The sequence below is a fragment of the Flavobacterium cheonanense genome, from assembly GCF_039539185.1.
Taxonomy (GTDB): Bacteria; Bacteroidota; Bacteroidia; order Flavobacteriales; family Flavobacteriaceae; genus Flavobacterium; species Flavobacterium cheonanense.
This window is the reverse complement of the sequence record NZ_BAABCT010000003.1, coordinates 208,666-233,078: the sequence shown is the minus strand read 5'-3', so window position 1 is coordinate 233,078 and position 24,413 is coordinate 208,666. Positions and strand designations below refer to the sequence as shown.

At 31.7% G+C, this 24,413-nt stretch carries 25 protein-coding genes; 7 read left to right on the top strand and 18 right to left on the bottom strand.

Annotation, left to right across the window (positions count from 1 at the left end):
- Positions 1-55: 55 nt before the first annotated feature.
- From ABD766_RS07945 to ABD766_RS07920, 6 genes are all read right to left on the bottom strand, one after another.
- Positions 56-895, bottom strand: a complete 840-nt coding sequence (locus ABD766_RS07945) for an ABC transporter permease (protein ID WP_344816170.1) — start codon at positions 893-895, stop codon at positions 56-58.
- An 11-nt stretch (positions 896-906) separates the two neighbouring features.
- The gene (locus ABD766_RS07940) at positions 907-1,800 is read right to left on the bottom strand and encodes an ABC transporter ATP-binding protein (RefSeq protein WP_344816169.1); all 894 of its coding nucleotides are present in this window, start codon (positions 1,798-1,800) and stop codon (positions 907-909) included.
- A 120-nt stretch (positions 1,801-1,920) separates the two neighbouring features.
- Positions 1,921-2,676: a triose-phosphate isomerase gene (gene tpiA, locus ABD766_RS07935; RefSeq protein WP_344816168.1), complete on the bottom strand. Its 756-nt coding sequence runs from the start codon at positions 2,674-2,676 to the stop codon at positions 1,921-1,923.
- Complete coding sequence (locus ABD766_RS07930; protein ID WP_344816167.1) at positions 2,676-3,179, bottom strand: TlpA family protein disulfide reductase; 504 nt, start codon at positions 3,177-3,179, stop codon at positions 2,676-2,678. The genes tpiA and ABD766_RS07930 overlap by 1 nt, the downstream gene beginning before the upstream one ends.
- 18 nt (positions 3,180-3,197) lie before the next feature.
- Positions 3,198-4,322 carry a MauE/DoxX family redox-associated membrane protein gene (locus ABD766_RS07925; RefSeq protein ID WP_344816166.1) on the bottom strand — a complete coding sequence of 375 codons (1,125 nt, stop codon included), beginning with the start codon at positions 4,320-4,322 and terminating at the stop codon, positions 3,198-3,200.
- Between the two features lie 266 nt (positions 4,323-4,588).
- Positions 4,589-5,128, bottom strand: coding sequence for a DUF1599 domain-containing protein (locus ABD766_RS07920; RefSeq protein WP_344816165.1), 540 nt, complete (start codon positions 5,126-5,128; stop codon positions 4,589-4,591).
- A gap of 97 nt (positions 5,129-5,225) precedes the next feature.
- Between ABD766_RS07920 and folP the strand changes: the two genes are divergently transcribed.
- Together folP and ABD766_RS07910 are read left to right on the top strand one after the other, a co-directional pair.
- The gene (folP, locus tag ABD766_RS07915) at positions 5,226-6,050 is read left to right on the top strand and encodes a dihydropteroate synthase (protein ID WP_344816164.1); all 825 of its coding nucleotides are present in this window, start codon (positions 5,226-5,228) and stop codon (positions 6,048-6,050) included.
- Position 6,051: 1 nt separating this feature from the next.
- A complete protein-coding gene (locus ABD766_RS07910; RefSeq protein WP_344816163.1) occupies positions 6,052-6,672 on the top strand; it encodes a hypothetical protein in 621 nt (206 codons plus the stop codon).
- A 57-nt stretch (positions 6,673-6,729) separates the two neighbouring features.
- On the opposite strand, the gene rlmH is transcribed toward ABD766_RS07910, so the two are convergent.
- Positions 6,730-7,203, bottom strand: a complete 474-nt coding sequence (gene rlmH, locus ABD766_RS07905) for a 23S rRNA (pseudouridine(1915)-N(3))-methyltransferase RlmH (protein ID WP_344816162.1) — start codon at positions 7,201-7,203, stop codon at positions 6,730-6,732.
- A gap of 110 nt (positions 7,204-7,313) precedes the next feature.
- Here rlmH and ABD766_RS07900 point away from each other — a divergent pair, with 110 nt between their 5' ends.
- Both ABD766_RS07900 and ABD766_RS07895 read left to right on the top strand, forming a co-directional pair.
- Entirely contained in the window at positions 7,314-8,336 is a 1,023-nt protein-coding gene (locus ABD766_RS07900; RefSeq protein WP_344816161.1) for a quinone-dependent dihydroorotate dehydrogenase, read from the top strand.
- A 44-nt stretch (positions 8,337-8,380) separates the two neighbouring features.
- On the top strand, positions 8,381-9,244 hold the full coding sequence (locus tag ABD766_RS07895) for a hydroxymethylglutaryl-CoA lyase (RefSeq protein ID WP_344816160.1): 864 nt from the start codon (positions 8,381-8,383) through the stop codon (positions 9,242-9,244).
- A gap of 99 nt (positions 9,245-9,343) precedes the next feature.
- Here the strand turns inward: ABD766_RS07895 and ABD766_RS07890 are convergent, their stop codons facing one another.
- Complete coding sequence (locus tag ABD766_RS07890; protein ID WP_344816159.1) at positions 9,344-11,836, bottom strand: cation-translocating P-type ATPase; 2,493 nt, start codon at positions 11,834-11,836, stop codon at positions 9,344-9,346.
- Between the two features lie 156 nt (positions 11,837-11,992).
- Here ABD766_RS07890 and guaB point away from each other — a divergent pair, with 156 nt between their 5' ends.
- Positions 11,993-13,465: an IMP dehydrogenase gene (guaB, locus tag ABD766_RS07885; RefSeq protein ID WP_344816158.1), complete on the top strand. Its 1,473-nt coding sequence runs from the start codon at positions 11,993-11,995 to the stop codon at positions 13,463-13,465.
- 78 nt (positions 13,466-13,543) lie between these two features.
- On the top strand, positions 13,544-13,945 hold the full coding sequence (locus tag ABD766_RS07880) for a hypothetical protein (protein ID WP_344816157.1): 402 nt from the start codon (positions 13,544-13,546) through the stop codon (positions 13,943-13,945).
- Between the two features lie 108 nt (positions 13,946-14,053).
- Here the strand turns inward: ABD766_RS07880 and ABD766_RS07875 are convergent, their stop codons facing one another.
- From ABD766_RS07875 to ABD766_RS07865, 3 genes are all read right to left on the bottom strand, one after another.
- Positions 14,054-14,671, bottom strand: a complete 618-nt coding sequence (locus ABD766_RS07875; RefSeq protein ID WP_344816156.1) for a hypothetical protein — start codon at positions 14,669-14,671, stop codon at positions 14,054-14,056.
- A 16-nt stretch (positions 14,672-14,687) separates the two neighbouring features.
- Complete coding sequence (gene purB, locus ABD766_RS07870) at positions 14,688-16,031, bottom strand: adenylosuccinate lyase (RefSeq protein WP_344816155.1); 1,344 nt, start codon at positions 16,029-16,031, stop codon at positions 14,688-14,690.
- Between the two features lie 140 nt (positions 16,032-16,171).
- Entirely contained in the window at positions 16,172-16,861 is a 690-nt protein-coding gene (locus ABD766_RS07865; RefSeq protein ID WP_344816154.1) for an SIR2 family NAD-dependent protein deacylase, read from the bottom strand.
- A gap of 62 nt (positions 16,862-16,923) precedes the next feature.
- Between ABD766_RS07865 and ABD766_RS07860 the strand changes: the two genes are divergently transcribed.
- Positions 16,924-17,586, top strand: coding sequence for a TrmH family RNA methyltransferase (locus ABD766_RS07860; protein ID WP_344816153.1), 663 nt, complete (start codon positions 16,924-16,926; stop codon positions 17,584-17,586).
- A 95-nt stretch (positions 17,587-17,681) separates the two neighbouring features.
- Here ABD766_RS07860 and ABD766_RS07855 read toward each other — a convergent pair whose 3' ends face one another.
- The 7 genes from ABD766_RS07855 to ABD766_RS07825 form a co-directional block, all read right to left on the bottom strand.
- Entirely contained in the window at positions 17,682-18,125 is a 444-nt protein-coding gene (locus ABD766_RS07855; protein ID WP_344816152.1) for a hypothetical protein, read from the bottom strand.
- Between the two features lie 338 nt (positions 18,126-18,463).
- On the bottom strand, positions 18,464-18,871 hold the full coding sequence (locus tag ABD766_RS07850; protein WP_344816151.1) for a hypothetical protein: 408 nt from the start codon (positions 18,869-18,871) through the stop codon (positions 18,464-18,466).
- Positions 18,872-19,031: 160 nt separating this feature from the next.
- Positions 19,032-19,922 (bottom strand): hypothetical protein, encoded by an 891-nt coding sequence (locus ABD766_RS07845; RefSeq protein WP_344816150.1) that lies wholly within the window; start codon positions 19,920-19,922, stop codon positions 19,032-19,034.
- 167 nt (positions 19,923-20,089) lie between these two features.
- Positions 20,090-20,551 (bottom strand): hypothetical protein, encoded by a 462-nt coding sequence (locus tag ABD766_RS07840; RefSeq protein ID WP_344816149.1) that lies wholly within the window; start codon positions 20,549-20,551, stop codon positions 20,090-20,092.
- Between the two features lie 158 nt (positions 20,552-20,709).
- Positions 20,710-21,474 carry a carboxypeptidase-like regulatory domain-containing protein gene (locus ABD766_RS07835; RefSeq protein WP_298303129.1) on the bottom strand — a complete coding sequence of 255 codons (765 nt, stop codon included), beginning with the start codon at positions 21,472-21,474 and terminating at the stop codon, positions 20,710-20,712.
- Between the two features lie 165 nt (positions 21,475-21,639).
- Positions 21,640-23,613 (bottom strand): DEAD/DEAH box helicase, encoded by a 1,974-nt coding sequence (locus tag ABD766_RS07830; protein ID WP_344816148.1) that lies wholly within the window; start codon positions 23,611-23,613, stop codon positions 21,640-21,642.
- A gap of 170 nt (positions 23,614-23,783) precedes the next feature.
- Positions 23,784-24,356, bottom strand: a complete 573-nt coding sequence (locus ABD766_RS07825; protein ID WP_344816147.1) for a non-canonical purine NTP diphosphatase — start codon at positions 24,354-24,356, stop codon at positions 23,784-23,786.
- Positions 24,357-24,413 lie beyond the last annotated feature (57 nt).

Genomic DNA, 24,413 nt, shown 5'->3' with positions numbered 1-24,413 from the left:
AATAAATTAGAGTTATTCTAATGAACTTATATTTTTTAACATTCTTAAAAAGTCTCTATAAGTCTCTTCTTTTTAGAAGATAATAGGATGAAGAAATGAAAATAGCAGTCCATGCTAATACTATAAGAATGGAATACCAATGAACATCATAATCTTTCAAGTTTGCAGCACCACCAATAGTTGTCTCAATATTTTTGATAACTGATAGTTTTGTAAATGGTTCAACTATAAGATTACTCATTGATTCTAAAGGTAAAAATTGAGTAATGTTTTTATCAAAATCACTATCTGGGAAAATTTTAAAATTCAAGATTCCAATAATTATTCCTTCAATTATATTCCATACGAATAAAAATCCTAAAGCAAATGCAGAGCGTTTTATTAAAATTCCGATAAATAAACAAAAAGAGAAAAATCCTGTTAGTTTTACAAAATAAGCTATAAGATATTCCATTTCAGAAAAGATTATTCCAACCTCATTATAGGATGAAAATGATAATCCAAGAATAAGTGAAAGAATAAATATGAATAATGTTGATACTCCAGCAAATACTACAACAGTTAAGAATTTGGATGTTACAAATTCTTTTTTACTCATTCCATCGATTAAGTTTTGTTTTAAAGTACCATAACTATATTCGTTTGCCATCATCGATACAATGACAACAGCAAGGAAGAATTTTAAAACAGCAGCAATGTAGGTGTTAAAGTGCCAAATGTATGGGAAATTGAAGATTCCTTGTTCAGCAATATGAAGTTGAAAATTACCAATATTTATTTTTATTGAGGCAATTAAAGCTATAAAAGTTAGTAAAATAAAGTAGCTTAAAGTTAAAATTTTACTTGCTTTATTTTTCCAGATTTTTTGTAATTCTATTGAGAGTAAACGTTTCATTTTTGTGTAGATTATTTGCCTGTTAATTGTAAAAATTGTGCTTCTAAACTGTTTTTACGTTTAGCTAAATGGTTTAGGTAAATTGATTTTTCAACCAAAAATTTATTTAATTCTGAAGGATCAATATTGGTATTAGAATAAATTAAAACTTTACCTTCTTCTTCCTCAATTTTAGTAATATTTGGATGATTTTGTAGCGCAGCAATCAATGCTTTATTGTCATTGGCTTGAAGTTCGATAAAACCATTATTAGTCGACATTCCTTCTACAGTACCAGAGTAAAGAATTTCTCCTTTTCTCAAAACCAAGACATGCGAACATACTTTTTCAACTTCATCCAATAGGTGAGAAGCTAATAAAATTGTAGTTCCTTGTGAGGCAATTAATCTTATAATATCTCTAATTTGATGAATTCCTTGTGGATCTAAACCATTAGTTGGCTCGTCTAAAATAAGAATTTCTGGATCGTTTAGTAAAGCTGAAGCAATAGCCAAACGCTGTTTCATTCCAAGTGAGAAAGTGTTGAACTTACTGTCTTTTCTATCATACAAACCTACAACTTCAAGTTTTTCTTGTACTTTGTTGTAACTGATTCCTTTTATTTTGCAAACCAATTCTAGGTTTTCTTTAGCCGTCATGTATGGGTAAAAATTTGGACGTTCAATGATGGCACCAACTTTTTTCAAAGCTTCGTGTGTTTGCATTGTGCCTCCAAACCAAGAATACTCTCCTGAGGTTTTATTGACAACATTCAAGACAATACCAAGAGTAGTAGATTTTCCACTTCCGTTTGGACCTAGAATGCCATAGACATTTCCTTTTTGAATTTCTAATGAAACGTTTTTAACAGCTTGTAATTTGCCATAACGTTTGTGAAGATTTTTGATGCTTAGAATCGTTTCCACAATAATTTGTTGTTTGGTTTAAGAGTAAGACGATGAATGTAAGAATTTGTTACTAAGTAATAAAAAAAATCCTCAACTGATTGAATTACAGTTGAGGATTTAAATTATTTTGATAAATTATTATCTTAATCCATTTACAATACCAACGAAATCGTCTGCTTTTAGTGCAGCGCCACCAATTAATCCTCCATCAACATCTGGTTTACCAAAAATTTCTTTAGCATTATCTGGTTTTACACTTCCTCCATAGAGGATTGAAACATCTTCAGCGATATCGCTTCCAAAACGTTTGCGGATTGTTTCTCTGATGAATTCGTGCATTTCTTGAGCTTGGTCAGGTGAAGCAGTTTCTCCTGTTCCAATCGCCCAAACTGGTTCGTAAGCTAAGATGATATTTTCCCAAGATTCATTGCTGATATGAAATAATCCGTCACGTAATTGATTCTCAACAATATTAAAATGTTGATTGTCTTGACGGTCTTTTAATTCTTCGCCAAAGCAAAAAATTACTGTCATATTGTGTTTTAATGCTGTATCAACTTTGTATGCCAATTGAGAATCGGTTTCATTGAAGTAAGCTCTTCTTTCAGAATGACCTAGAATAACAGTATTTACTCCGATGCTTTGTAGCATATCTGCAGAAATTTCTCCAGTATATGCTCCATTTTCTGCTTGATGCATATTTTGTGCAGCTACCACAATATTCGTAAATTCTAAATGATCAGAAGCTGATGCCAAGTTTACAAACGTTGGAGCAACAATAATTTGTGCTTCGATATCGTTAGGTAATTTATCAATAAGTTCATTTAATAAATCTTCAGTTTCTTCGGCATTTTTGTTCATTTTCCAATTGCCAGCAATGATTTTCTTTCTCATTATTCTAGTGTTTTTAAAGTAGCGTTAATTTTTTCAAAGTCAGTTTCAATAGCACGATATAATTCAATTTGACCTTTTTTATTGATAATCATGTATCTAGGAATCCAATCTAAATCAACGGATTTTCCAAAAGTACCTTTCATACCTTTTTCGTCATTAACCCAATAGTGTTCTCCTGCTAATTCGTGTTTTTCTATTCCAGCTTTCCATTTATCAAAAGTTTTATCCAAAGAAATGAAAATGTAAACTACGTTTGGATTATTAGCTTGCATCTCTTTAACTTTTGGCATTGCTTTTACACAATCACTGCACCAAGAAGCCCAAAATTCGATGACAACAGTTTTGCCTTTATGTTTCTTTAAAATTTCTTTAAAAGTAATTTCTTTAGATTCGGTGTCTGTTAATTTACCTTTAAGAGCATCTTTAGAAAATTCTTTTTTTTGTGCATTACCACATGATATTGAAGTCATTATTATTGCTACTATTACTATTATTTTTTTCATTTTCAATTTATTATAAGTTTATAATTTTGGATGCGTTTTCTTAAGTTCTTCATACGATTGGTTCAAATATTTTTTTAGATCCTCACCAACAAATTTATCGTCAGTTATTCCCCAATAGTATTTTATTTCGTTTCCATTCCAAAGATATTTTACACCAGGCGTATCTTTTCCGCTTCCTAGAGCATTCCAAAACGGAATGATTTCAATAATTTTATAAGGATAGGTTGCACCAGCTTCTTTGAAAAAGGCAGGAATTAAATTGGCTTCTTCATTCATGAAAATAATAGAAAGTGGCGGTAAACTAGCATCTTTCTTTCTCATTTCTGTTAGTTCTTTGGCCGCATCTCTACAATGGTCACAACCAGGAACAAAATAGCAAAGTAATTTTTTACCTTTATCTATACTCGGAAAAAGAGCAGCATTTCCTGATTTTACCTTTTTAGGTTCATTCAAGTTTTGAACTTCTACTTTTTTAGCGGTATCTTTTTTAACTTCATTGGTTAATTTTTCATTTTCCAAAGGATTTTGAAGTGTCATAGTTGTTGAATCTATTGTAGGCATTGAATCATCAAAACCTTCAGTAGGTTCTTCAATTTCAGAAATAGGAAGTGCAGTCGCAACAGGTTGAATAGGAGCTAGCATGTATATTCCTAAAATAGTAGCAAAAAGAACTGTTGTTAAAATCCAAAAGTTATGATTTGAAGTTTCTTTCGGTAGAATATAATACAAGTATCCAAGTAATCCAATAGCTACAATATTTTTGATAATGGCTTCAATTGGTGTCATCGGAATTAACTCACCAAAGCAACCACAATTACCAGAATCACCGCCGCTCAAAAAAGTTACGTAAGTTAAATGTCCAACAAAAACTGCTAAAAGTAAAATAGTCATTGGTACAATGAAACGTTTCAGCCAATGGTTTTGCAACAATAAAAATCCCATTGCCAATTCGATTCCAATAAGAGTTCTTGAAAAATACGGCGCAACATGCTCAGAAAAACCTAATGTATAAAGCTGTTTAACTTCAAAAGTTGATATTGCAAAATAAGGTGAAGGATACATTTTGGCAACCGCTGAAACAATGAATAGTAACGAAACTAAAATTCTAATTGACCAAGCTATGTATGATTTTTTTGTTTCCATAAATATGTTTTTACAAAGGTAAAAAGGCTTTTAATTGTAAGTTGTTAACGATATGTTATTGTGTTAAAATAACAAAAAACAATTTATAAAATTCAAACTTCACTGTTAGAAATAGTTTTAGGAAGCTTTTTCAAAAACAATCTGCAGTCAATCGCAAATTGTAAAGTTCTTTCTTCTAAATCATATTTCTTTGGTTCCATAGTTTCGAATTTTAAATTTTAAAATTTTTGGAATTTAATTGTTTTTTGGTATTTGTAATCAGGTATTTAAAATTTTTTCATTAAAATCAGTGCAAATACAGAATAATTAATCATGTCTTGATAATTGGCGTCAATACCTTCAGAAACCAAAGTTTTTCCTTTGTTGTCTTCAATTTGTTTTACACGAAGTAATTTTTGTAAAATTAAATCAGTCAGTGAACTTACACGCATTTCTCTCCAAGCTTCACCATAATCATGGTTTTTGTCTTCCATCAATTGTTTGGTTAAAGCAATTTTTTCGTCGTATAATTTTACAGCTTGCTCGGTATTCAAATCTGGTTGGTCAACAACTCCTAATTCCAATTGAATCAAAGCCATAATGCAATAATTGATGATTCCAATAAATTCACCAGTTTCATCTTCGTCTACTTTTCTAACTTCGTTTTCTTGAAGACTTCTTATGCGTTGTGCTTTTATAAAAATTTGATCGGTTAATGATGGCAAACGTAAAATGCGCCACGCACTTCCATAATCAGTCATTTTTTTACTAAATAAATCTCGGCAAATGCCAATTACTTTGTCGTATTCTTGTGAAGTATTCTTCATTAATGGTATCTTTGTATAATAATTTTTACTACTTACGATTCGAACCAAAGTGGTCTCGGGTCAAAAGTAAAGAATTCAAATTGAAGTACAAAGTACAATGACGATTAACTGTAAAGGAAAACTTATCGATTTATCTACTCCCAAAGTGATGGGAATTCTCAATGTTACACCCAATTCTTTTTATGATGGAGGAAAACATATAGATGAAAAATCTATTTTGCTGCAAGTCGAAAAAATGCTTTTAGAAGGCGCAACTTTTATCGATATTGGTGGATATTCTAGCAAACCAAATGCTGAGTTTGTGTCAGAAGAAGAGGAATTGCAAAGAATACTTCCTGTTGTTCAAAAGGTACTTAATGAGTTTCCTAAAACCATTATTTCAATTGATACTTTCAGAAGCAAAGTTGCAAACGAGACTTTAGAAAGTGGCGCAGCGATGATAAATGATATTTCTGCTGGAAACTTGGATGATGCCATGCTTCAAACTATTGCAAATCTTCAAGTTCCTTACATTATGATGCACATGAGAGGAACACCTCAAACAATGCAATCGATGACGCAATATGAAAATATTGTAAAAGAAATGATATTTTATTTTTCAGATAGAGTAGCCAAAGCAAGAAGTTTAGGAATCAATGATTTGATTATCGATCCAGGCTTTGGATTTGCAAAAACATTGGAACAAAATTTTGAAGTTTTAAATAAATTGGAATTGTTTCAAATGTTAGAATTGCCTCTACTTGCAGGAGTTTCAAGAAAGTCTATGATATATAAAACGTTGGATACAACTGCTGAATTTGCTTTAAATGGAACTACGTCATTGAATACGATATCTTTGATGAAAGGAGCAAAAATATTACGTGTTCATGATGTAAAAGAAGCTGTGGAATGTGTCAAATTATACAATCAATTAAATCATTAAAATGAAAAAATACTTAGTATTATTAATAGTTTTTGGAATAGTATCTTGCGAAGGAAAGAAAGAAATTCAATTGCCAAAAGCAGATAGAACAATCATTGGTGATGTGAAAGAACATTCACCAATTTATATATTTTTTAAAGTTGAAGGAAAAGATACTATTGCCGATGTAAACAGAAAAAATGCCATAGTATCAACCAATTGGATTTTTAATATTGACAAACGTTTGCCTTTAAAATTAGTGATGCCAGAACTAATAAAATTGCAAGCTAAAAAAGATAAAAGCATTCATAAAAATGAAGCTGCCGAGAATTATTTTTCATATGCTAATGACAAGAAAAAAACATTAGCATTCTTACCTTTTGCAAGTCTAAAATTTAAACTTGAAAAGCCAAAATCTGGAGTTGAGATTTATTTCACCAAAGACGATAAAGTTTTAGTTAATAAAACCATTGTTGAAAAATCTAACTTGATAAATTACTTAGATAGTTTAGAAAGTGATAAACCTTTGAAATACAACTTTTGTTTTGACAAAGAAGCTAGCTACGATACTTTTATTAAAAATGCAGTTTTTATCAATACTTTAGAAGTAGAAATGATTATTAGTGAAATCTATATTTTCTAAATCTATCGATAAACTTCCGATAAACTTCGTACTTCAAACTTCGTACTTCGTACTTTACTATTGGTGGTGATAAGGTTCGTTTCTTAAAATAGTAAACCCACGATAAATTTGCTCAATTACAAATAAACGAACCATTTGATGAGAAAAAGTCATTTCTGAAAGCGATACTTTTCCTTGAGCTTTTTTGTAAATCTCTTCACTGAATCCATACGGTCCGCCAATTACAAATACTAAGGTTTTTATTCCGGCGTTCATTTTCTTTTGTAAATAATCAGAAAATCCTACACTTGAGAAAGTAGTTCCGTTTTCATCTAATAGGATTAATTGGTCAGTTGCGGAAAGTTTAGATAAAATTAGCTCGCCTTCTTTCTCTTTTTGTTGCGCTTCCGAAAGGTTTTTTGCATTTTTTATATCAGGAATCACTTCCAAATCAAATTTCACATAAAAAGACAACCTTTTTGTATAATCGTCAATTAAAGTTTGAAGTGATTTATTATCGGTTTTGCCAATGGCTAGAAGACGAATATTCATTGTTGAATTATTATAAGTCGCAAATTTACAAATAGATTTTTATTTTCTTTCAACTTCCAACTTTCAACTCCAAACAATTTTCTATTTTTGCAAAACACAACTACAACAAAATGTACAAACTACTAATTCGTCCAATTCTTTTTCAATTTGATCCTGAAAAAGTACACTACTTTACCTTTTCATTAATCCGATTTTTATCTAAAATACCAGGATTTTCTTCTCTTTTCAAATCGTTATATTTAGTAAACGACAAACGATTAGAAACCGAAGTTTTCGGATTAAAATTTCCAAATCCAGTAGGATTGGCTGCAGGTTTTGATAAAAATGCTGTTTTATACAAAGAGCTTTCCAATTTTGGATTCGGATTCATAGAAATTGGAACGTTAACGCCAGTTGGTCAAGAAGGAAATCCAAAGAAACGATTATTCCGATTGAAAGAAGATTCGGCCATCATCAACAGAATGGGTTTTAATAACGGCGGAGTTCAAGAAGCTGTTGAAAGATTAAAGAAGAACAAAAATGTTTTAATTGGCGGAAACATTGGTAAAAATAAACTTACGCCAAATGAAAATGCCACGCAAGATTACGAAATTTGCTTCGAAGCGCTTTTTGATTACGTTGATTATTTTGTTGTAAATGTGAGTTCTCCAAACACTCCAAATTTAAGAGAACTTCAAGATAAAAAACCATTAACCGAACTTTTAACAACACTCGAAACCCGAAACTCGCAACACGCAACCAAGAAGCCAATTCTTCTAAAAATCGCACCAGATTTAACTGATTCTCAACTTTTAGACATTATTGATATAGTAAACGAAACCAAAATTGCAGGTGTAATTGCAACCAATACAACACTTTCAAGAGAAGGTTTACAATCGGAAAATAAATCTGAAATGGGAGGATTATCAGGAAAACCATTGACAAAACGCTCAACTGAGGTGATTCGATTTTTATCTGAGAAAAGTAATAAATCGTTTCCAATTATTGGTGTTGGTGGAATCCATTCGGCTCAAGATGCTATCGAAAAATTAGATGCAGGAGCAAGTTTAATTCAACTTTACACCGGTTTTATTTATGAAGGACCAAGTTTGGTAAAAGAAATAAACAAAGCTATTTTAAAAAATCTAAAGTAATTTTATAGTTACGAAATCGTTTTCTTTTTTATCTTTGGCTTCCAATGGAAAAAATCAAAATCATAGAATGTCCTCGTGATGCCATGCAAGGCATAAAACCTTTCATTCCTACCGAACGAAAAGTAGATTATATTCAAGCGCTACTTCGTGTAGGCTTTGATACTATTGATTTTGGAAGTTTTGTTTCTCCTAAAGCTATACCGCAAATGATTGATACTGCTGAGGTTTTAGCACAATTAGATTTGTCTCAAACCCAAAGTAAATTACTTGCAATTATTGCTAATACACAAGGTGCAGAATTGGCTTCTGTTCATAAAGAAATACAATATTTAGGTTTCCCATTTTCGATTTCAGAGAATTTCCAGATGCGAAATACACACAAAACTATTGCCGAAAGTTTAGTGACTTTGCAAGAAATTTTAAACATCGCTGATAAATCTAATAAAGAAGTAGTTACCTATATTTCAATGGGTTTTGGAAATCCTTATGGTGATCCATGGAATGTTGATGTAGTAGGCGAATGGACAGAGAAATTAGCCAATATGGGCGTGAAAATTTTATCACTTTCGGACACTATTGGAAGTTCAACTCCAGAGGTTATTGACTATTTATTTTCTAATTTAATTCCTAAATATCCACATATCGAATTTGGAGCGCATCTTCATACAACTCCAGACAAATGGCACGAAAAAATTGATGCAGCATACAAAGCAGGTTGTCGTCGTTATGATGGCGCCATTCAAGGTTTTGGTGGTTGTCCAATGGCAAAAGATGACTTAACAGGAAATATGCCAACTGAGAAAATGTTATCCTATTTCACCCAACATAAAGCCGACACGAACACAAGTCCAATGAGTTTTGAAAGCGCTTATAATGTGGCTTCACGTTTATTTGGAGAGTTTCATTAAAATTTTTTAGTTGTCGGTTTTCAGTTGTCAGTTTCTAGTAATTTGTGTAATTTCAAGGCAAATTAATTCGTGGAAATTTGTGCAATTCGTGTCTAAAAATCAACGTCTTTTAAAAATCTTATAAATTTCCATCCACATCACACACACAAAAGCAATTAAAATACTCAATCCTATTTGTTCATAATCAACCATTTCAAACAAAAAGAATTTAGAGAAAACTGGTACAAAAAGTAGGAGCGAAGTGAGTGCCATTGTCAATCCAATAATTATCAAAACCAAATTGTTTTTATATCGAATCGTAGTAAAAATGGAATAATAAAACGAACGATTTTCCAACGTCAGAAAAATATTTGAAGCAATTAAGGTTAGAAAAATGGAAGTTCGCGTATAGGTTTCTGAAAACCCTTCTTGGATGCAATATTGATACATAAACAATAATCCCAAAGTAATAACCAATCCTTGAATAATACTAATAGTAATCTCTTTCAAATTGAAAAAAGTAGTAGTTAAAGGTCTTGGTTTTTCCAGCATTAAGTTGCGTTCCATAGGTTCGTTTTCATAAATTATAGAACAAGTTGGTCCCATAATTATTTCTAAAAATATAATATGAACTGGTGTAAAAATATTCGGATACATCCAACCCAATGCTAATGGTATAAACACAACCAAAATTATTGGAATATGAATAGAAATTATATATTGAATAGCTTTTTTTAAATTCACATAGATTTTTCTACCCATAGCGATAGCGTCGGTCATTTTTGCAAAATCGTCGTCAATCAAAATCAAATTCGCTGCTTGTTTAGCAATTTCGGTTCCTTTTTTACCCATAGCAATTCCTATATGAGCCGATTTCAAAGCCGGACCATCGTTTACACCATCACCAGTCATTGCTACAATTTGATTGTTGTCTTTTAGGGCTTGAATAATTTTCAATTTTGCTTCAGGAAACATTCGTGTAAAAATGGCTGTCTCCATCACTTTTACTTTCAATGTAGCTTCGTCCATTTTCATTAATTCGTCACCGTTTAGAACTTTATCGGCATCTTTAAAACCAACTTGTTTGGCTATTGTTGATGTAGTTTGAGCATTATCACCAGTAACTATTTTTAATTGAATTCCGGCTTTGTAAAACGTCTCAAAAACCTCTTGAATATTTGCTTTTGGTGGATCGTAAAAAGCAACTAATCCTTTGAAAGAAAACTTAAATTCTTGTTGTGTTTTAGGATAATCAGTTCCAGAAAATTCGGCAACACCAACGCCAAGAACGCGATAACCTTCGTTAGCCATTTTTTCAATAGCAACTAAAATTTGTTTTTTTTCACTTTCAGATAATTGACTGACAGCGATAATTGCTTCTGGAGCACCTTTGGCTGCTATGACTTTTTTACCTTTTGAATCTTCAAAAATATGTGTCATCATTGGTGGTTTTCCGCCTAAAGGATATTCGTATATTAATTTAAAATTTGGTCGTTCATCTACCGATTCTAATTTAGTGTACGCTTCATGAATAGCAATTTCCATTGCATCAAACGGAATAGGTTCGCTTGCCCACATCGTGTAACTTAAAACTTCTTCAGCTTCAGGATTTAACTTCTCTTCAGTATTAATAATTGTATTTGATTTGAATAAATACAATTGAGCCAAACTCATTTTATTCTCAGTAATTGTTCCTGTTTTATCGGTACATATTACTGTAGCACTTCCTAAAGTTTCAACGGTTTTTGTTTGTTTGGTTATGATTCCCATTTTCATCAATCGCCAAGCTCCGAGTGCCATAAATGAAGCAAAAGCAACTGGAATTTCTTCTGGAATAACACTCATTGCAATTGTCAATGCTTTGAGTAAACTATCTAAAACACTGTTAGAATGGTAATAATTTAGAGCCCAAACAATCCCAAAAATAAGTAATCCAATGATTGACATTTTCTTTACAAAATTGTTAATCTGAATTTGTAATGGTGTTTTTTCTTCTTGAATTTCTTCTAAACTTTTTCCAATTTTCCCCAAACTTGTTTGATTTCCAATAGCAGTTACTTCGCAAATCGCTAAACCAGTGGAGACAGTCGTTCCTTGAAAAACGGTTTTATTTTCCGAGTTTTCGTTTTTAAAAACCGATAAAGATTCACCAGTTAAAATTGCTTCATTAACCGAAAAATCATTTGATTGAATAATAGTGGCATCGGCAGGAATAAAAGTTCCTTCTTCAATTTGAATAAAATCGCCAAGCACAATTTCTTCACTTGGAATTTCTATAACTTCATTATTTCTAATGACTTTACTTTTGGGTTGTGATAATTTTTTTAAGGCATCAATTGCATTTCTACTTCGAGCTTCTTGGAATAAAGAAATTGCCGCAACTAAAAATATAGCAACAGTCATAAAAATTCCATCACCATAATCGCCAGAAATGTAGTAAATGCTTGCGGCAGCAACTAATAACAAAAACATAGGTTCTTTTACCATTTCTAACAATGACATCAAAAAATGATTTTTTTCTTGATGTTCTAAAGAATTGGTGCCATTTTTAGTTCTTGAGGAACTAACTTCTTCATTTGAAAGCCCTGAAATTTTATCTTTGGAATCTATCATAAAACTGAATTAAGAAGTTACATTAAAGTTAATCATTTTTATTGGATTTTCAATCATTTTAATTTGCTAAATGATAAAACTAATCACTATTCACTAATTACTATTTACTTTTTCACTATATTTGCACGCAATTTAACTACAACTACAAATTGCAACATGAAAGCACACACAACTAAAATCGTTGGAGAAGGTTTAACCTATGACGATGTACTGCTAATTCCAAATTATTCTGAAGTTTTACCGCGCGAAGTTAATATTCAATCGAAAATATCTAGAAATATTTCGTTGAATGTTCCTGTTGTTTCTGCTGCGATGGATACCGTTACCGAAAGTTCTATGGCAATTGCTATGGCTCAAGAAGGTGGAATTGGTGTTTTACACAAAAACATGACTATCGAACAACAAGCAGCTAAAGTTAGAAAAGTAAAACGTGCCGAAGCCGGAATGATTATCGATCCAGTGACTTTACCTTTAAATTCAACGGTTGGTGATGCTAAAATGTTGATGAAAGAACACGGAATTGGCGGAATTCCAGTAGTTGATGAAAACGGAATTTTAAAAGGAATTGTTACAAATAGAGATTTGCGTTTTGAAAAAATCAATTCACGTTCTATTTTAGAAGTAATGACTTCGGAACATCTTGTTACTGCTGCCGAAGGAACAACTTTACAAGAAGCGGAAGGAATTTTACAACAAAATAAAATTGAAAAACTACCGGTAGTTGATACCAATAACAAATTAGTTGGATTAATTACGTTTAGAGATATCACCAAATTGGCTCAAAAACCAGTTGCAAATAAAGACAAATTTGGACGTCTTCGTGTTGCAGCTGCATTAGGAGTTACTGCCGACGCTGTAGAAAGAGCTACCGCTTTAGTAAACGCAGGAGTTGATGCTGTAATTATTGATACAGCTCACGGTCACACAAAAGGTGTAGTTGATGTATTAAAATTGGTCAAAGCTAAATTTCCAAATCTTGATGTAATTGTCGGAAATATTGCTACTGCAGAAGCTGCTTTATATTTAGTAGAAAATGGTGCCGATGGCGTGAAAGTCGGAATTGGTCCAGGTTCTATTTGTACTACAAGAGTTGTTGCAGGTGTTGGATTTCCTCAATTTTCTGCAGTTTTAGAAGTTTCAGCGGCTTTGAGAGGTTCAGGAGTTCCAGTTATTGCAGATGGTGGAATTCGTTATACAGGAGATATTCCTAAAGCGATTGCAGCCGGAGCTGATTGCGTAATGCTTGGTTCACTTTTAGCAGGAACAAAAGAATCACCAGGAGAAACTATCATTTTTGAAGGAAGAAAGTTCAAATCCTATCGTGGAATGGGTTCTGTGGAAGCCATGCAAGAAGGTTCAAAAGACAGATATTTCCAAGATGTTGAAGACGATATTAAAAAATTAGTTCCAGAAGGAATTGTAGGACGTGTTCCATACAAAGGTGAATTGAACGAAAGTATGCAACAATTTGTTGGTGGTTTAAGAGCTGGAATGGGTTATTGTGGTGCAAAAGATATTCCAACGCTACAAGAAACAGGAAGATTTGTTAGAATTACTACTAGCGGAATTGGCGAAAGTCATCCTCATAATGTTACGATTACTAAAGAAGCTCCGAATTATTCTAGATAGTTTAGTGCTTAGTTTTCAGTTTGCAGATTTCAGTTCGCAGTTGTCATTCCGTAGGAATCTCACTTCATTATCGCTTACATGAGTATCAAATTTAATATTCAAGACACAACAGAATCAGAAATATTTTATGGTTCTTATGTTATCTATATTCTTGGTGGACATCATATCAAAACGAATCCTGATTTTTATGTTCAAATTGTAAATTTAGAAACTAATGAAGACATTGAATTAAGGGAGTTTTATCTTAAAGGAAGAGATTTTAAATGTGGAAAAAAAGCAATAAAGTTTTATGCTTTTGATATTAATAACTACGGAAAATTCAAAATATCAGTACACAATTATAATGATATCATTTTGAAAGATTCAATTTTAGAGTTTTTCTCTTTTCCATTTAATATTCCAAATATTGTAATGTCTAAAGTATTAGGTAGAAGTAGACGTAATCGAAATTTAGATGATATCGAAATATTAATTGTATAATTCGTTTTCTAAAAAAAAAGCTCACAAAGTATTTAAAATCTTTGAGAGCTTTTTTTCTAAAATGTCTTTGAGGTTTGGTATCTATTTATGCCTTTTTTGTTTTAAAAATTAATTGCAGTTAAAAGGTTTGTCTTGATGCATAAAACCTGCAATGTATTCTTCAGTATAACCGTTTCCATTGGCAGTTGGTATTTTCTTTTCAAATTCAGCTAAGCTGTCCATCATTTCTTTACACTTTGAGAAATGTTTTTTGATAGTTGCAATTGCTGTATTTTGATCAACTAATTTTTTAGGCATTTTACTTTCGTTAAACCAACCAGAATCAATAATTGTATTTGTAGCTTTATCAACTATTTTATAGTTATAATCAAGATAGTAGCCATCAGCTGAGAAAGGAGGAGTAAAGCTCAATAAAAGCATTTTGTCACTTGTTTCAGCAATGATTTTACTCAATACCATATACTTTTTCTTTTTCTCACTGTATTTAAATGGGATGTAAGTAACATCTCCTGATACTAATTTATCTACTTTATCAATATCGATTCCTTTTATTGCTTCGAAACCTTCTTTACTAGGAAGAGTATATCTAACTTTTTCAAAAGTTGAATAATAAAAATCTCTTTCGTCAATTTCCATTTTATTTCCATCTTTCAATAAAATGTAATTCTTTTGAGCAACTGAAAATAGGGAACTTAGTAGTACAATTGTAAATAATAATTTTTTCATTTTTTTTGCTTAGTTATTAGATTCCCAAATAATTACTAGGACTTATCTGCATCAATTCCACTTTAATTTCATCAGAAACGTTTAGTGTTTGAATGAAATTATGAATCGCTTCTTTATTGATAATAGTATTAGTTCGAGTTAAATCTTTCAAGGCTTCGTAAGGATTTGGATAACCTTCACGACGTAAAATCGTTTGAATTGCTTCGGCTACAACAGCCCAGTTTTTCTCTAAATCTTCTTCAAATTTAACTTCGTTTAAAACCAATTTATTTAAACCTTTCAAAGTAGCTTCAAATGCTATTAAAGTATGTCCCATTGGAACTCCTATGTTTCTTAAAACCGTACTATCAGTCAAATCGCGTTGCAATCTTGAAATTGGTAATTTAGCAGAAAGATGTTCGAAAATAGCATTTGCAATTCCTAAATTTCCTTCAGAGTTTTCAAAATCAATTGGATTCACTTTATGTGGCATTGCTGACGAACCAATTTCTCCTGCTTTAATTTTTTGCTTGAAATAATCCATCGAAACATACGTCCAAATATCTCTATCTAAGTCAATAAGGATGGTGTTAATTCGTTTTAAAGCATCAAAAAATGCTGCAAAATGATCGTAATGTTCTATTTGTGTTGTTGGAAAAGAATGTTGTAATCCTAAAGTTGATTCTACGAAATCGGTTCCGAATTTTTTCCAATCGGTGTTTGGATAAGCTACATGATGTGCGTTGTAATTACCTGTTGCTCCACCAAATTTAGCCGCAAATGGAACATTAAATAACAAACGCATTTGCTCTTCTAAACGTTCTACGAAAACCAAAATCTCTTTTCCTAATCGAGTAGGAGAAGCTGGTTGGCCATGTGTTCTCGCTAACATGGGAACGTCTTTCCATTCTACAGAAAGTTCTTTTAATTTTGCAATTACTGCAATCAAACTTGGTAAATATACTTTTTCAAAAGCTTCTTTTGTTGATAAAGGAATCGCAGTATTATTGATATCTTGAGATGTTAATCCGAAGTGAATGAATTCTTTGAACGTTTCTAATCCTAATGCATCAAATTTACTTTTGATAAAGTATTCAACAGCCTTTACGTCGTGATTAGTCGTTTTTTCGGTTTCTTTTATCCAAAGTGCATCTTCGGTTGAAAAGTTGGTATAAATTTTACGTAAGGCATCAAAAACAGATTTGTTTACACCTGAAAGTTGTGGCAAATCGGCTTCGCATAAAGCAATAAAATATTCCACTTCAATTAAAACTCGATATTTTATAAGAGCTTCTTCCGAAAAAAATGGTGATAAGGAAACGGTTTTACTTCTATATCTTCCGTCAATTGGTGAAATAGCGTTTAATTCTGTTAGTTGCATTGTGTTGTGTTGTTTATTCTGAACTCGATTCAGAATCTATTTAATTAGAAGTTGCAAAAATAGTTAAACGATTTTAGAATATAGAATATAGAACAAAGAAAATAGACTATCTATATAATCTATTTTCTATTCTCTGTTTTCTATTCTCTTCTTCGCAATTTTTCTCTCAAAAACGGAACACCTTCGGTTGCATTCATAGGAATTACTTCTAGCGGATTGGCTAATTCATAAATCGTTGCAGGTTTTGGGTCAATATAATAAATAGGCGTGTTTGGTTGTCCGTAATGAATCAATCCTGCTGCTGGATATACTTGTAATGAAGTACCAATTACGGCAATAATGTCTGCAGTTTGAATAATTTGCAAAGCTTCTTCAAGCGCTGGAACATCTTCACCAAACCAAACAATATGTGGTCGTAATTGATGTCCGTTTTTATCAACATCACCAGTTTTTAAATCGTGTGACCAATCTAAAATGTAATTTCTGTCTTTTACACTTCTCACTTTTAAAAGTTCGCCATGAAGATGTAAAACTTTTGTGCTTCCAGCTTGTTCGTGCAAATTATCTACGTTTTGTGTGATGATATGAACGTCAAAATCGTTTTCTAAATCTGCTAAAGTTTGGTGTCCTAAATTAGGTTTTACTTGATGTAATTGTCTTCGTCTTTGATTGTAAAAATCTAAAACTAATTCTTGATTATTGCGCCAACCTTCAGGAGAAGCGACCTCCATAACATCGTGACCTTCCCATAATCCATAAGCATCACGGAAGGTTTTGATACCACTTTCTGCAGAAATTCCTGCGCCTGTTAAAACTACTAATTTTTTCATCTTTTTCATTTGGACTTAAAACTAAGCATTTTTACTATTTTTGCCAAAATTAATTTTTTAAAATGGTCGATTTAGATTACTTAGCATATTTAGAAGATATCCTTACTGAAAACAGAAAAGAACGCTTTTTAGAGGTTTTAAAGAATAGAACTAATCATTTTACGATTGCAATGGAAGACGTTTTTCAGTTGCATAATACCAGTGCTGTGATGCGCAGTTGTGAAGTTTTTGGTATACAACAATTGAATGTTATTGAAGAAAAATTTGGTAAAAGAATCGATGCCGAAATTGCCATGGGCGCACAAAAATGGGTTGATGTAAACCGATTCAACTCGGTGCAAAGTTGCATGGATGCTATGCGTGAAAAAGGTTATCAAATTATCGCTACAACGCCACACAATGATTCGTGCTTGATTCACGAATTTGATATAACAAAACGAAGCGCTATTTTCTTTGGAACTGAAAAAGAAGGACTTTCGCCAGAAGTTATTGACCAAGCCGATGGTTATATCAAAATACCGATGGTTGGCTTTACAGAGAGTTTAAATATCTCGGTTTCCGCGGCAATTATCATTCAAGATATTACCAATAGATTGCGTCTATCGAATATCAATTGGCAACTAACCGAAGAAGAAATTCTTGAAAAACGATTGGATTGGGCTAGAAATTCTATCAAAGATATTAAACGAATTGAGGAACGCTATTATTCAAATCTTAGTAAATAACTTACTGCGATTGGGATTTGTTAATGAAAAAACTGCGCAAAGTCATAAGATTTGCGCAGTTTTTTATGAGAACTCATTATGGATGGTTTTTATCTTTAGCAACCATTATTTTTACTAAGGTCACGTTTGTAAAGTACCTTATTGTCTTTCGCAATGTAGTCACTTGATATTATCAAATAGGGATGATTAGGCGAACATCCTGCACTGCGGCTTTTTACAATTATTTTGTCGTTGACTTTAAGACTTTTTAACTGCTCAAATTCTTCTGTAACAAATTGCATCATGTAATCTTCGTCACCAATCTTTACGATAAGCCATTTTGGACCTGATGGTGAAGCGTTTTCGCGCTGAAAAGTAACAGAGGTTACCACAGCTTCCATATCGCTGAAAGCTTCTATATTCTTGCTTATTTTATCATAACTGGCACTCACTTTTTTGCCTTCAGGAGAATCTTCCCATTTTTTGTACATTATACCATCTGGTGATGCTTCCCATTTTTTCTTTTCTGCTATTGGGTCTTTCTTTTTAGCAACGGCCAACTGCTTTTGGGATGGCTTTGTTTTACTTTTTATTTCACAATTAGTAAATACTAGTCCGATTACCACAGCCAGCGGTAAAATCAGGAAAAAGAGGCTTTTTTTCATAGGTTTCATATTCTTTTAAAATTGATTAAGCGAATATAGTTTGATATTTTTCAGACCTAGTAATTTGGATTGTAAATAAAAATGTAAATTTTGTAAAATAAAGAGTAAATATTGGTGTTGAAAGGATTCTTGTTATTTTTACTTGACGAATTAGCTTATCGATTACGTTTTATCAAATATAAAAAAATGCGCAAATTCAGGAGAGATTTGCGCAGCATTTTATGGGAAGTCTTTTATTTTAATTCGTTAAATTCTTCAATAAATTTGTTTAATTTTTCTATATTAAATTCAAAATTCTTTTCAATAACATTATTGTTTACAAGTCCAAAAATAATTCCATTTCGACCTATCATTTTTTTGTTACTAAATTGTTTGTTTATTCCAACAAAGGTTACAACACATTCAAATTCATCATTCGAGTTTTTTTCAACCTTTCCAATTATCAATTCTTTTTGATTTAAGTCTAATATTTTAAATTCGTTTCCTTCCCTTATATAATTGTAACAATTTACATTGTTTAAAATAATTTTTTCTTTTTCAAAACTCACAGATGTTATTATTCTGTTGTTTTCAGAATTTTGAGCGTTAATTTTAAATATTCCAATTGTAAATATTAATATGCAGATTATTATTTTTTTCATTTAGTAATGGTTTTAATTGATTTCTTTATTAGGCAAAATTACCTCTATCATTTTTTGTTTTAGTTTGGATTATCAAATATAAAAAAAATGCGCAAAGTCAGGAGAGATTTGCGCATTATTTTATGAGGAATCTTTGCGGAACTAGGGGTTAACAACGTAATTATTTTTCAATTTGTTTTTCTAAATCTTCAATAAAAATTTTTCTTGATAAACAATAAAGATAAACATCTTCTCCCCACATGCTTTCAATAACTATATTAGTTTTTCCAAGACTTGTTATTTTGTAAGGCCTAAAACTTGTAAAAAAATCTTTCCTTTTCTCTATTTTTAATTCAGTCGATTTAGAGTTGAAATAATATTTATTGTCTTTAAAATTGTAATCACAAGATGTTTCAAAAATTTTCAAAATGTTTTTTGTAGTGAACATACATAAAGTGTAATATTTTGGCTCAACAAATTGAATAATATCGTCAAAAGTTCCCAAATCGTTAATTCCACAATTTTGGTTTGATATGACATGAAATCTATTATTTTGAAAATAGTAATCGAAGAATTTTGTTTTTGGAAGTTGTTCTATATCATTTGGTCGATTAATTTTTGTTCTTAAAACTTCTTGAACAATTAAACTTACATCATTTGTATAATACCAATTTTGTAAAGTAAATTTTTCTTTTTTTAATCTATCTCGATTTAAGATTACTTTTTCAATATAGCTTAAACACCTTGAAACATCCTTGTCTGGAGAGTCAATGAATATATTTAAATCTGCGGATTCATCTTTGCTACTAGAATCTTTTCTCCATGCACGAAAACTAATCGTTTCATCTTGATTTAAAAAAATTAGAATGGATTGGTTGTAATTTAATAATTCGGATAATTTTTGAGCATATTGACCAACAATCAAATTCTTGTTCATCTCTTCGGTATAATAATATGTTGAACAGACTAATTCAATGTTTCCAAAATTCTTTTTAAAAAAAGTATTTTTATGACTAAATGCTGAATTACAAATCAGGAATAGAAAAAATAGTATTTTAATTCTTTTTGTCATTTATTATGTTGTATAACGTTATTTGGCTTGCATTCAGTGGCTTTTATTGTTACTGACTTTAACAAATATACCGAAAACTTTTGAAAATAAAACGTGTTGGAAAAGAAAAAAGATAAGATACCAAACATCCAAATAAGCTCAAGCGCAGAAAAGCAAAAAAACCTATGTTAGCAACTGGTTTTATAAATACGTATTAAAACAATTCTATTTCGTTTTAAATTTTGATTATATCCTGCACTCAAAACTAAAAACGTATTTTTTAAAGTTTTTTTATTGTAAATTTTGAGGAAAGTTCCATTTTCTTGTTCAGTAATTTTTAGTTTATAATGATCTTTTTCTGTCATTATCATTGTTGAACTGGTTCCATTTCCATTTGACTTTCCATTAACTTGCCAAAATGATTTTAAATTATCAAAACTCCATGTAATTGTTTGGTTACATTTTATATAATCGAATCTATCATCAAAGTAAATTGTATCTGACTTGAAAAATAGGCTATCTTGATTGCAAGAAACCCAACTTTTCAAATTATTATATTTTAATAATTCTAAAATATTTTTTTTAGTTGGATTATTATTTTGTCCAAAAATTATTGAAGTAAAGAAAAGAAATGAAAAGAGTTGTTTCATTGATTTGAGATTTTTTAAACTTGCTACTAACTTGCATATATGTGCCACAAGCAAATATTTACAAATACTTATAAATGCATATAAGCATTTGTAAATATAAAAAAATCCTCAATCGTTTTTACAATCAAGGATTTAATGTTTTAGATAAAAAAAGAAATTTATTTTTTTAAGACTTTGTATTGCTCATAACATTGACTTATGGCATCCAAAATCTGTAAATCATTTGCTGTTTGTATAAATGCTTCTGAGTAGCTGCAATGTTGGAGAATTTCTGCAATTTCATTCTTAGTTACTCCTAATAAAATGCAAATCGTTTCTCTGTCAAACTTGGTTTCAAGAAGATTTTTTACCGTATCATCTTTCTTCATTTCCTTTAACCTGCGGAGTTCTTTAGGTTTTTTACCAAAGAAATTGTACAACATATCGGCAGGATTGAAAATTGAATTCATCACACGTGAAAACGCATTTGGTGAACGTTCACCCATTTCATATGCAGCAGGAAGTCCAGAAATACTATAACGGAAATTTTCTTCTTCAGGAATAAGTTTTGAGTCAACTTCTAGATATCCGGTAAGATTGTAGCGTTTTATTTTTACTTCTTCAAGTGCAATGGCTTTTTCTGTAAGTATTAATTTAGCTGTACCATTTTTAATCCAGTCATTCGTTACTCTAACTCTCAAGGATTGAAAACCAATCATGGTGATGTGAAGTGTGTCATTTACATCGGCATCAATTTCAAAAGCACCTTTTGTATCGGTTGTAGAACCTCTTACTTTGTTGATATTTATTATATTAGCATTGGGTAATGCTAAAGAAGTTGTTCCGTTTATTACTGTTCCATACACTTTCTTCTTCGTCAAAAGCTCTTGCGAAAAAGCATTTGAGTTGAAAAGGAAGAGTAAAATTAGAGCAAAATATCTCATGTTTCTGTTTGAAAGTTTAAAAGTATAAAACTCTTAAAGAATTTCGATAGGTTTTGTAAATTATTATAAGAAAATTAACAATCCAATAAAATTACAAAAAAAAATTCCAAATCCCAATAGAAATCATTGGAATTTGGAATTAAATATTTGTTATCTAAAAAAAGCTTAGCTTCTTCTTGGTCTTCTTACTTTAGCAGCGTCAAAAGAACGACTTGCTGGTCTGTCAGAATTGTCATCAGAACGTCTTGGAGCTCTTTCTTCTCTTTGAGCCGAACCTGGTTCTCTTCTTGGAGCTGAACTTCTTTCGCTTCTAAAACCGCCTTCTCTTGCTGGTCTGTCTGATGAAAATCCACCTTCACGTTTTGGAGCCGAACTTCTGTCTCCGCCACTTCTTGGACCGAAACTTCCAGAACCTCTTCTTTCGCCACCAGAATTTCTATCGCCTCTAAAACCACCTGAGCTTCTTCCGCCACCGAAACCACCACCACTTCTTCCATTATGGTCACGTCTTTCACGGCTTCCGCCATCGTTTTTAGAAATTTCAACGTTGATTCTTCTTCCGTTAAGGTCAAATCCGTTAAGGACAGACATAACTTTATCAGTATGTTCTCCGTCAGTATTAAAGAAAGAGAAACCTTCTTTTACATCTACTTTGAAAACGTCATCACGACCTAAATCTAATGTTTCTTTCAAGAAATCTTTCAATTGCATCCAATCGAAATCGTCTCTAGAACCAATGTTTACGAAATATCTAACTGGATCACCAGCTCTAATTTCTCTTGGTTCAGAACTTCTTTCGCTTCTTTCACTACCTTTTTCACCTGATAAATCACGTTTCTTTTTGTAGTAATTGATGAATCTGTTGAATTCTACAGAAACCATTTTCTTGATTAATTCTTCTTTAGTTAAACCATCAAGAACTTCGTTGATTGCCGGTAAATAGTTGTCTATTTCGTGGTCAACTTCAGTGTCTTTAATTTTATTAGCTAAGTGCAACAATTGAATTTCGCAGATTTCCATTCCAGAAGGAATCGTTTTTTCTTGAAATTTTTGTTGGATGATTCTTTCGATAGACGAAATTTTACGAATCTCACTTTTAGTGATGATTACGATAGAAGTTCCTAATTTACCAGCACGACCAGTACGACCTGAACGGTGATTATAGGTTTCAATTTCGTCTGGTAATTGATAATTTACTACGTGAGTAATGTTATCAACGTCAATTCCACGAGCAGCAACGTCTGTCGCAACAAGCATTTGAATTTGACGACCTCTAAAAGATTTCATTACACCATCACGTTGCGCTTGAGATAAATCTCCGTGCAATGCAGCAGCACTGTAACCGTCTTCAATTAATTTTTCTGCAACCGCTTGTGTATCACGTTTTGTTCTACAAAAAACTACAGAAAAAATATCTGGATTAGCATCGGCTAAACGTTTTAAAGCTTCGTAACGGTCACGAGCATTCACGCAATAAAATTCGTGAGAAACTGTAGCCGAACCTGAATTTTTGCTACCAACAGTAACTTCTGCTGGATCGTGCATAAATTTCTTTGCAATTCTTGCTACTTCTGCAGGCATTGTTGCAGAGAATAACCAAGTATTTTTCTCGTCTGGAGTATCCGATAAAATGGATACAATGTCTTCATAAAAACCCATGTTCAACATCTCATCTGCTTCGTCAAGAATACAGAAATTGATGTTTTTGATGTTTACAAGACCACGATTAATCATGTCTTGCATTCTACCTGGAGTTGCCACAATAATTTGTGCACCTCTTTTAATGTCTCGGGCTTGTTCTGTAATGCTTGCACCACCATAAACTGCCACTGTATTAATACCTTTTACGTATTTAGAGTATTGTTTAATTTCGTTGGTGATTTGTAAGCATAGTTCACGCGTTGGTGATAAAATTAACGCTTGTGTGCTTCTGTCTTCAGCATCTATTTTTTGGATTAGCGGAAAACCAAATGCTGCTGTTTTCCCTGTTCCTGTTTGTGCTAAAGCTACTAAGTCTGTGTTTTTTTCCAATAAGACTGGAATGGCTTTTTCTTGCACTTCTGACGGATTCTCAAATCCTAGATCTTTGATCGCCAGCAGTAACGACTCATTCAGACCTAATTGTTCAAATTTATTCATAAAGTATTTTAAATTGGGTGCAAAGGTAGTCTTTAAAAACCATATAGCCTAATTTGTTAACTATTGATAATTAATTAGTTATGATTTATTCAAACTATTAGTTTTCCTATTCAGTCTAGATTTAAGTAATTGGGTGCTATTTTTTTACTGAAAACTGTGACTGCGACCGACTACAGTTTCAAGAACTCAATCAACTGTTTTACTGCAATTCCACGGTGACTAATGTTTGATTTTTCTTCGATAGAAAGTTCTGCGAAGGTCTTTGAATAGTCGTTTGCCACAAAAATCGGATCGTAACCAAAGCCATTGTTTCCAATTTTTTCTTCAATGATTTTTCCGTTAATAATTCCTGTGAAAAGATGTTGTTTGCCTTTATAATTCAAACAAATAACAGTTTTGAAATTGGCTTTTCTGTTGGTTTTATCTTTAAGATTTGATAATAATTTATTCATATTATTATCATCGTTTTTAGGTTCACCTGCATATCTTGCAGAAAAAACGCCTGGTTCACCATTGAGTGCATCAACTTCCAAACCAGAATCGTCTGCAAAACAATCATATCCATATTTCTCTGTAACATAAATGGCTTTCAAAATCGCATTTCCTTCAATAGTGTCAGCAGTTTCTGGAATTTCTTCTGTGCAACCAATGTCATCAAGACTTAAAATTTGAATAGAATTTGGAACAAGAAGTTGGATTTCTTTTATTTTATTTTTGTTGTTGGAGGCAAAAACTAGTTTCATGTGTAAATATTTTAAATACAAATTTAGATTTCTTATTTGAAAAAGCACGTAAAACTA

Bases quoted from the DNA above. Each gene is read 5' to 3' on its own strand.
- ABD766_RS07865 (WP_344816154.1), bottom strand. From the start codon at position 16,861: ATGAAAAAATTAGTAGTTTTAACAGGCGCAGGAATTTCTGCAGAAAGT.
- ABD766_RS07825 (WP_344816147.1), bottom strand. From the start codon at position 24,356: ATGAAACTAGTTTTTGCCTCCAACAACAAAAATAAAATAAAAGAAATC.
- ABD766_RS07830 (WP_344816148.1), bottom strand. From the start codon at position 23,613: ATGAATAAATTTGAACAATTAGGTCTGAATGAGTCGTTACTGCTGGCG.
- folP (WP_344816164.1), top strand. From the start codon at position 5,226: ATGACGATTAACTGTAAAGGAAAACTTATCGATTTATCTACTCCCAAA.
- tpiA (WP_344816168.1), bottom strand. From the start codon at position 2,676: ATGAGAAAGAAAATCATTGCTGGCAATTGGAAAATGAACAAAAATGCC.
- ABD766_RS07840 (WP_344816149.1), bottom strand. From the start codon at position 20,551: ATGAAACAACTCTTTTCATTTCTTTTCTTTACTTCAATAATTTTTGGA.
- ABD766_RS07895 (WP_344816160.1), top strand. From the start codon at position 8,381: ATGGAAAAAATCAAAATCATAGAATGTCCTCGTGATGCCATGCAAGGC.
- ABD766_RS07835 (WP_298303129.1), bottom strand. From the start codon at position 21,474: ATGAGATATTTTGCTCTAATTTTACTCTTCCTTTTCAACTCAAATGCT.
- ABD766_RS07850 (WP_344816151.1), bottom strand. From the start codon at position 18,871: ATGAAAAAAATAATAATCTGCATATTAATATTTACAATTGGAATATTT.
- ABD766_RS07890 (WP_344816159.1), bottom strand. From the start codon at position 11,836: ATGATAGATTCCAAAGATAAAATTTCAGGGCTTTCAAATGAAGAAGTT.
- purB (WP_344816155.1), bottom strand. From the start codon at position 16,031: ATGCAACTAACAGAATTAAACGCTATTTCACCAATTGACGGAAGATAT.
- ABD766_RS07930 (WP_344816167.1), bottom strand. From the start codon at position 3,179: ATGAAAAAAATAATAGTAATAGTAGCAATAATAATGACTTCAATATCA.
- guaB (WP_344816158.1), top strand. From the start codon at position 11,993: ATGAAAGCACACACAACTAAAATCGTTGGAGAAGGTTTAACCTATGAC.
- ABD766_RS07860 (WP_344816153.1), top strand. From the start codon at position 16,924: ATGGTCGATTTAGATTACTTAGCATATTTAGAAGATATCCTTACTGAA.
- ABD766_RS07900 (WP_344816161.1), top strand. From the start codon at position 7,314: ATGTACAAACTACTAATTCGTCCAATTCTTTTTCAATTTGATCCTGAA.
- ABD766_RS07910 (WP_344816163.1), top strand. From the start codon at position 6,052: ATGAAAAAATACTTAGTATTATTAATAGTTTTTGGAATAGTATCTTGC.
- ABD766_RS07875 (WP_344816156.1), bottom strand. From the start codon at position 14,671: ATGAAAAAATTATTATTTACAATTGTACTACTAAGTTCCCTATTTTCA.
- rlmH (WP_344816162.1), bottom strand. From the start codon at position 7,203: ATGAATATTCGTCTTCTAGCCATTGGCAAAACCGATAATAAATCACTT.
- ABD766_RS07920 (WP_344816165.1), bottom strand. From the start codon at position 5,128: ATGAAGAATACTTCACAAGAATACGACAAAGTAATTGGCATTTGCCGA.
- ABD766_RS07880 (WP_344816157.1), top strand. From the start codon at position 13,544: ATGAGTATCAAATTTAATATTCAAGACACAACAGAATCAGAAATATTT.
- ABD766_RS07945 (WP_344816170.1), bottom strand. From the start codon at position 895: ATGAAACGTTTACTCTCAATAGAATTACAAAAAATCTGGAAAAATAAA.
- ABD766_RS07925 (WP_344816166.1), bottom strand. From the start codon at position 4,322: ATGGAAACAAAAAAATCATACATAGCTTGGTCAATTAGAATTTTAGTT.
- ABD766_RS07845 (WP_344816150.1), bottom strand. From the start codon at position 19,922: ATGACAAAAAGAATTAAAATACTATTTTTTCTATTCCTGATTTGTAAT.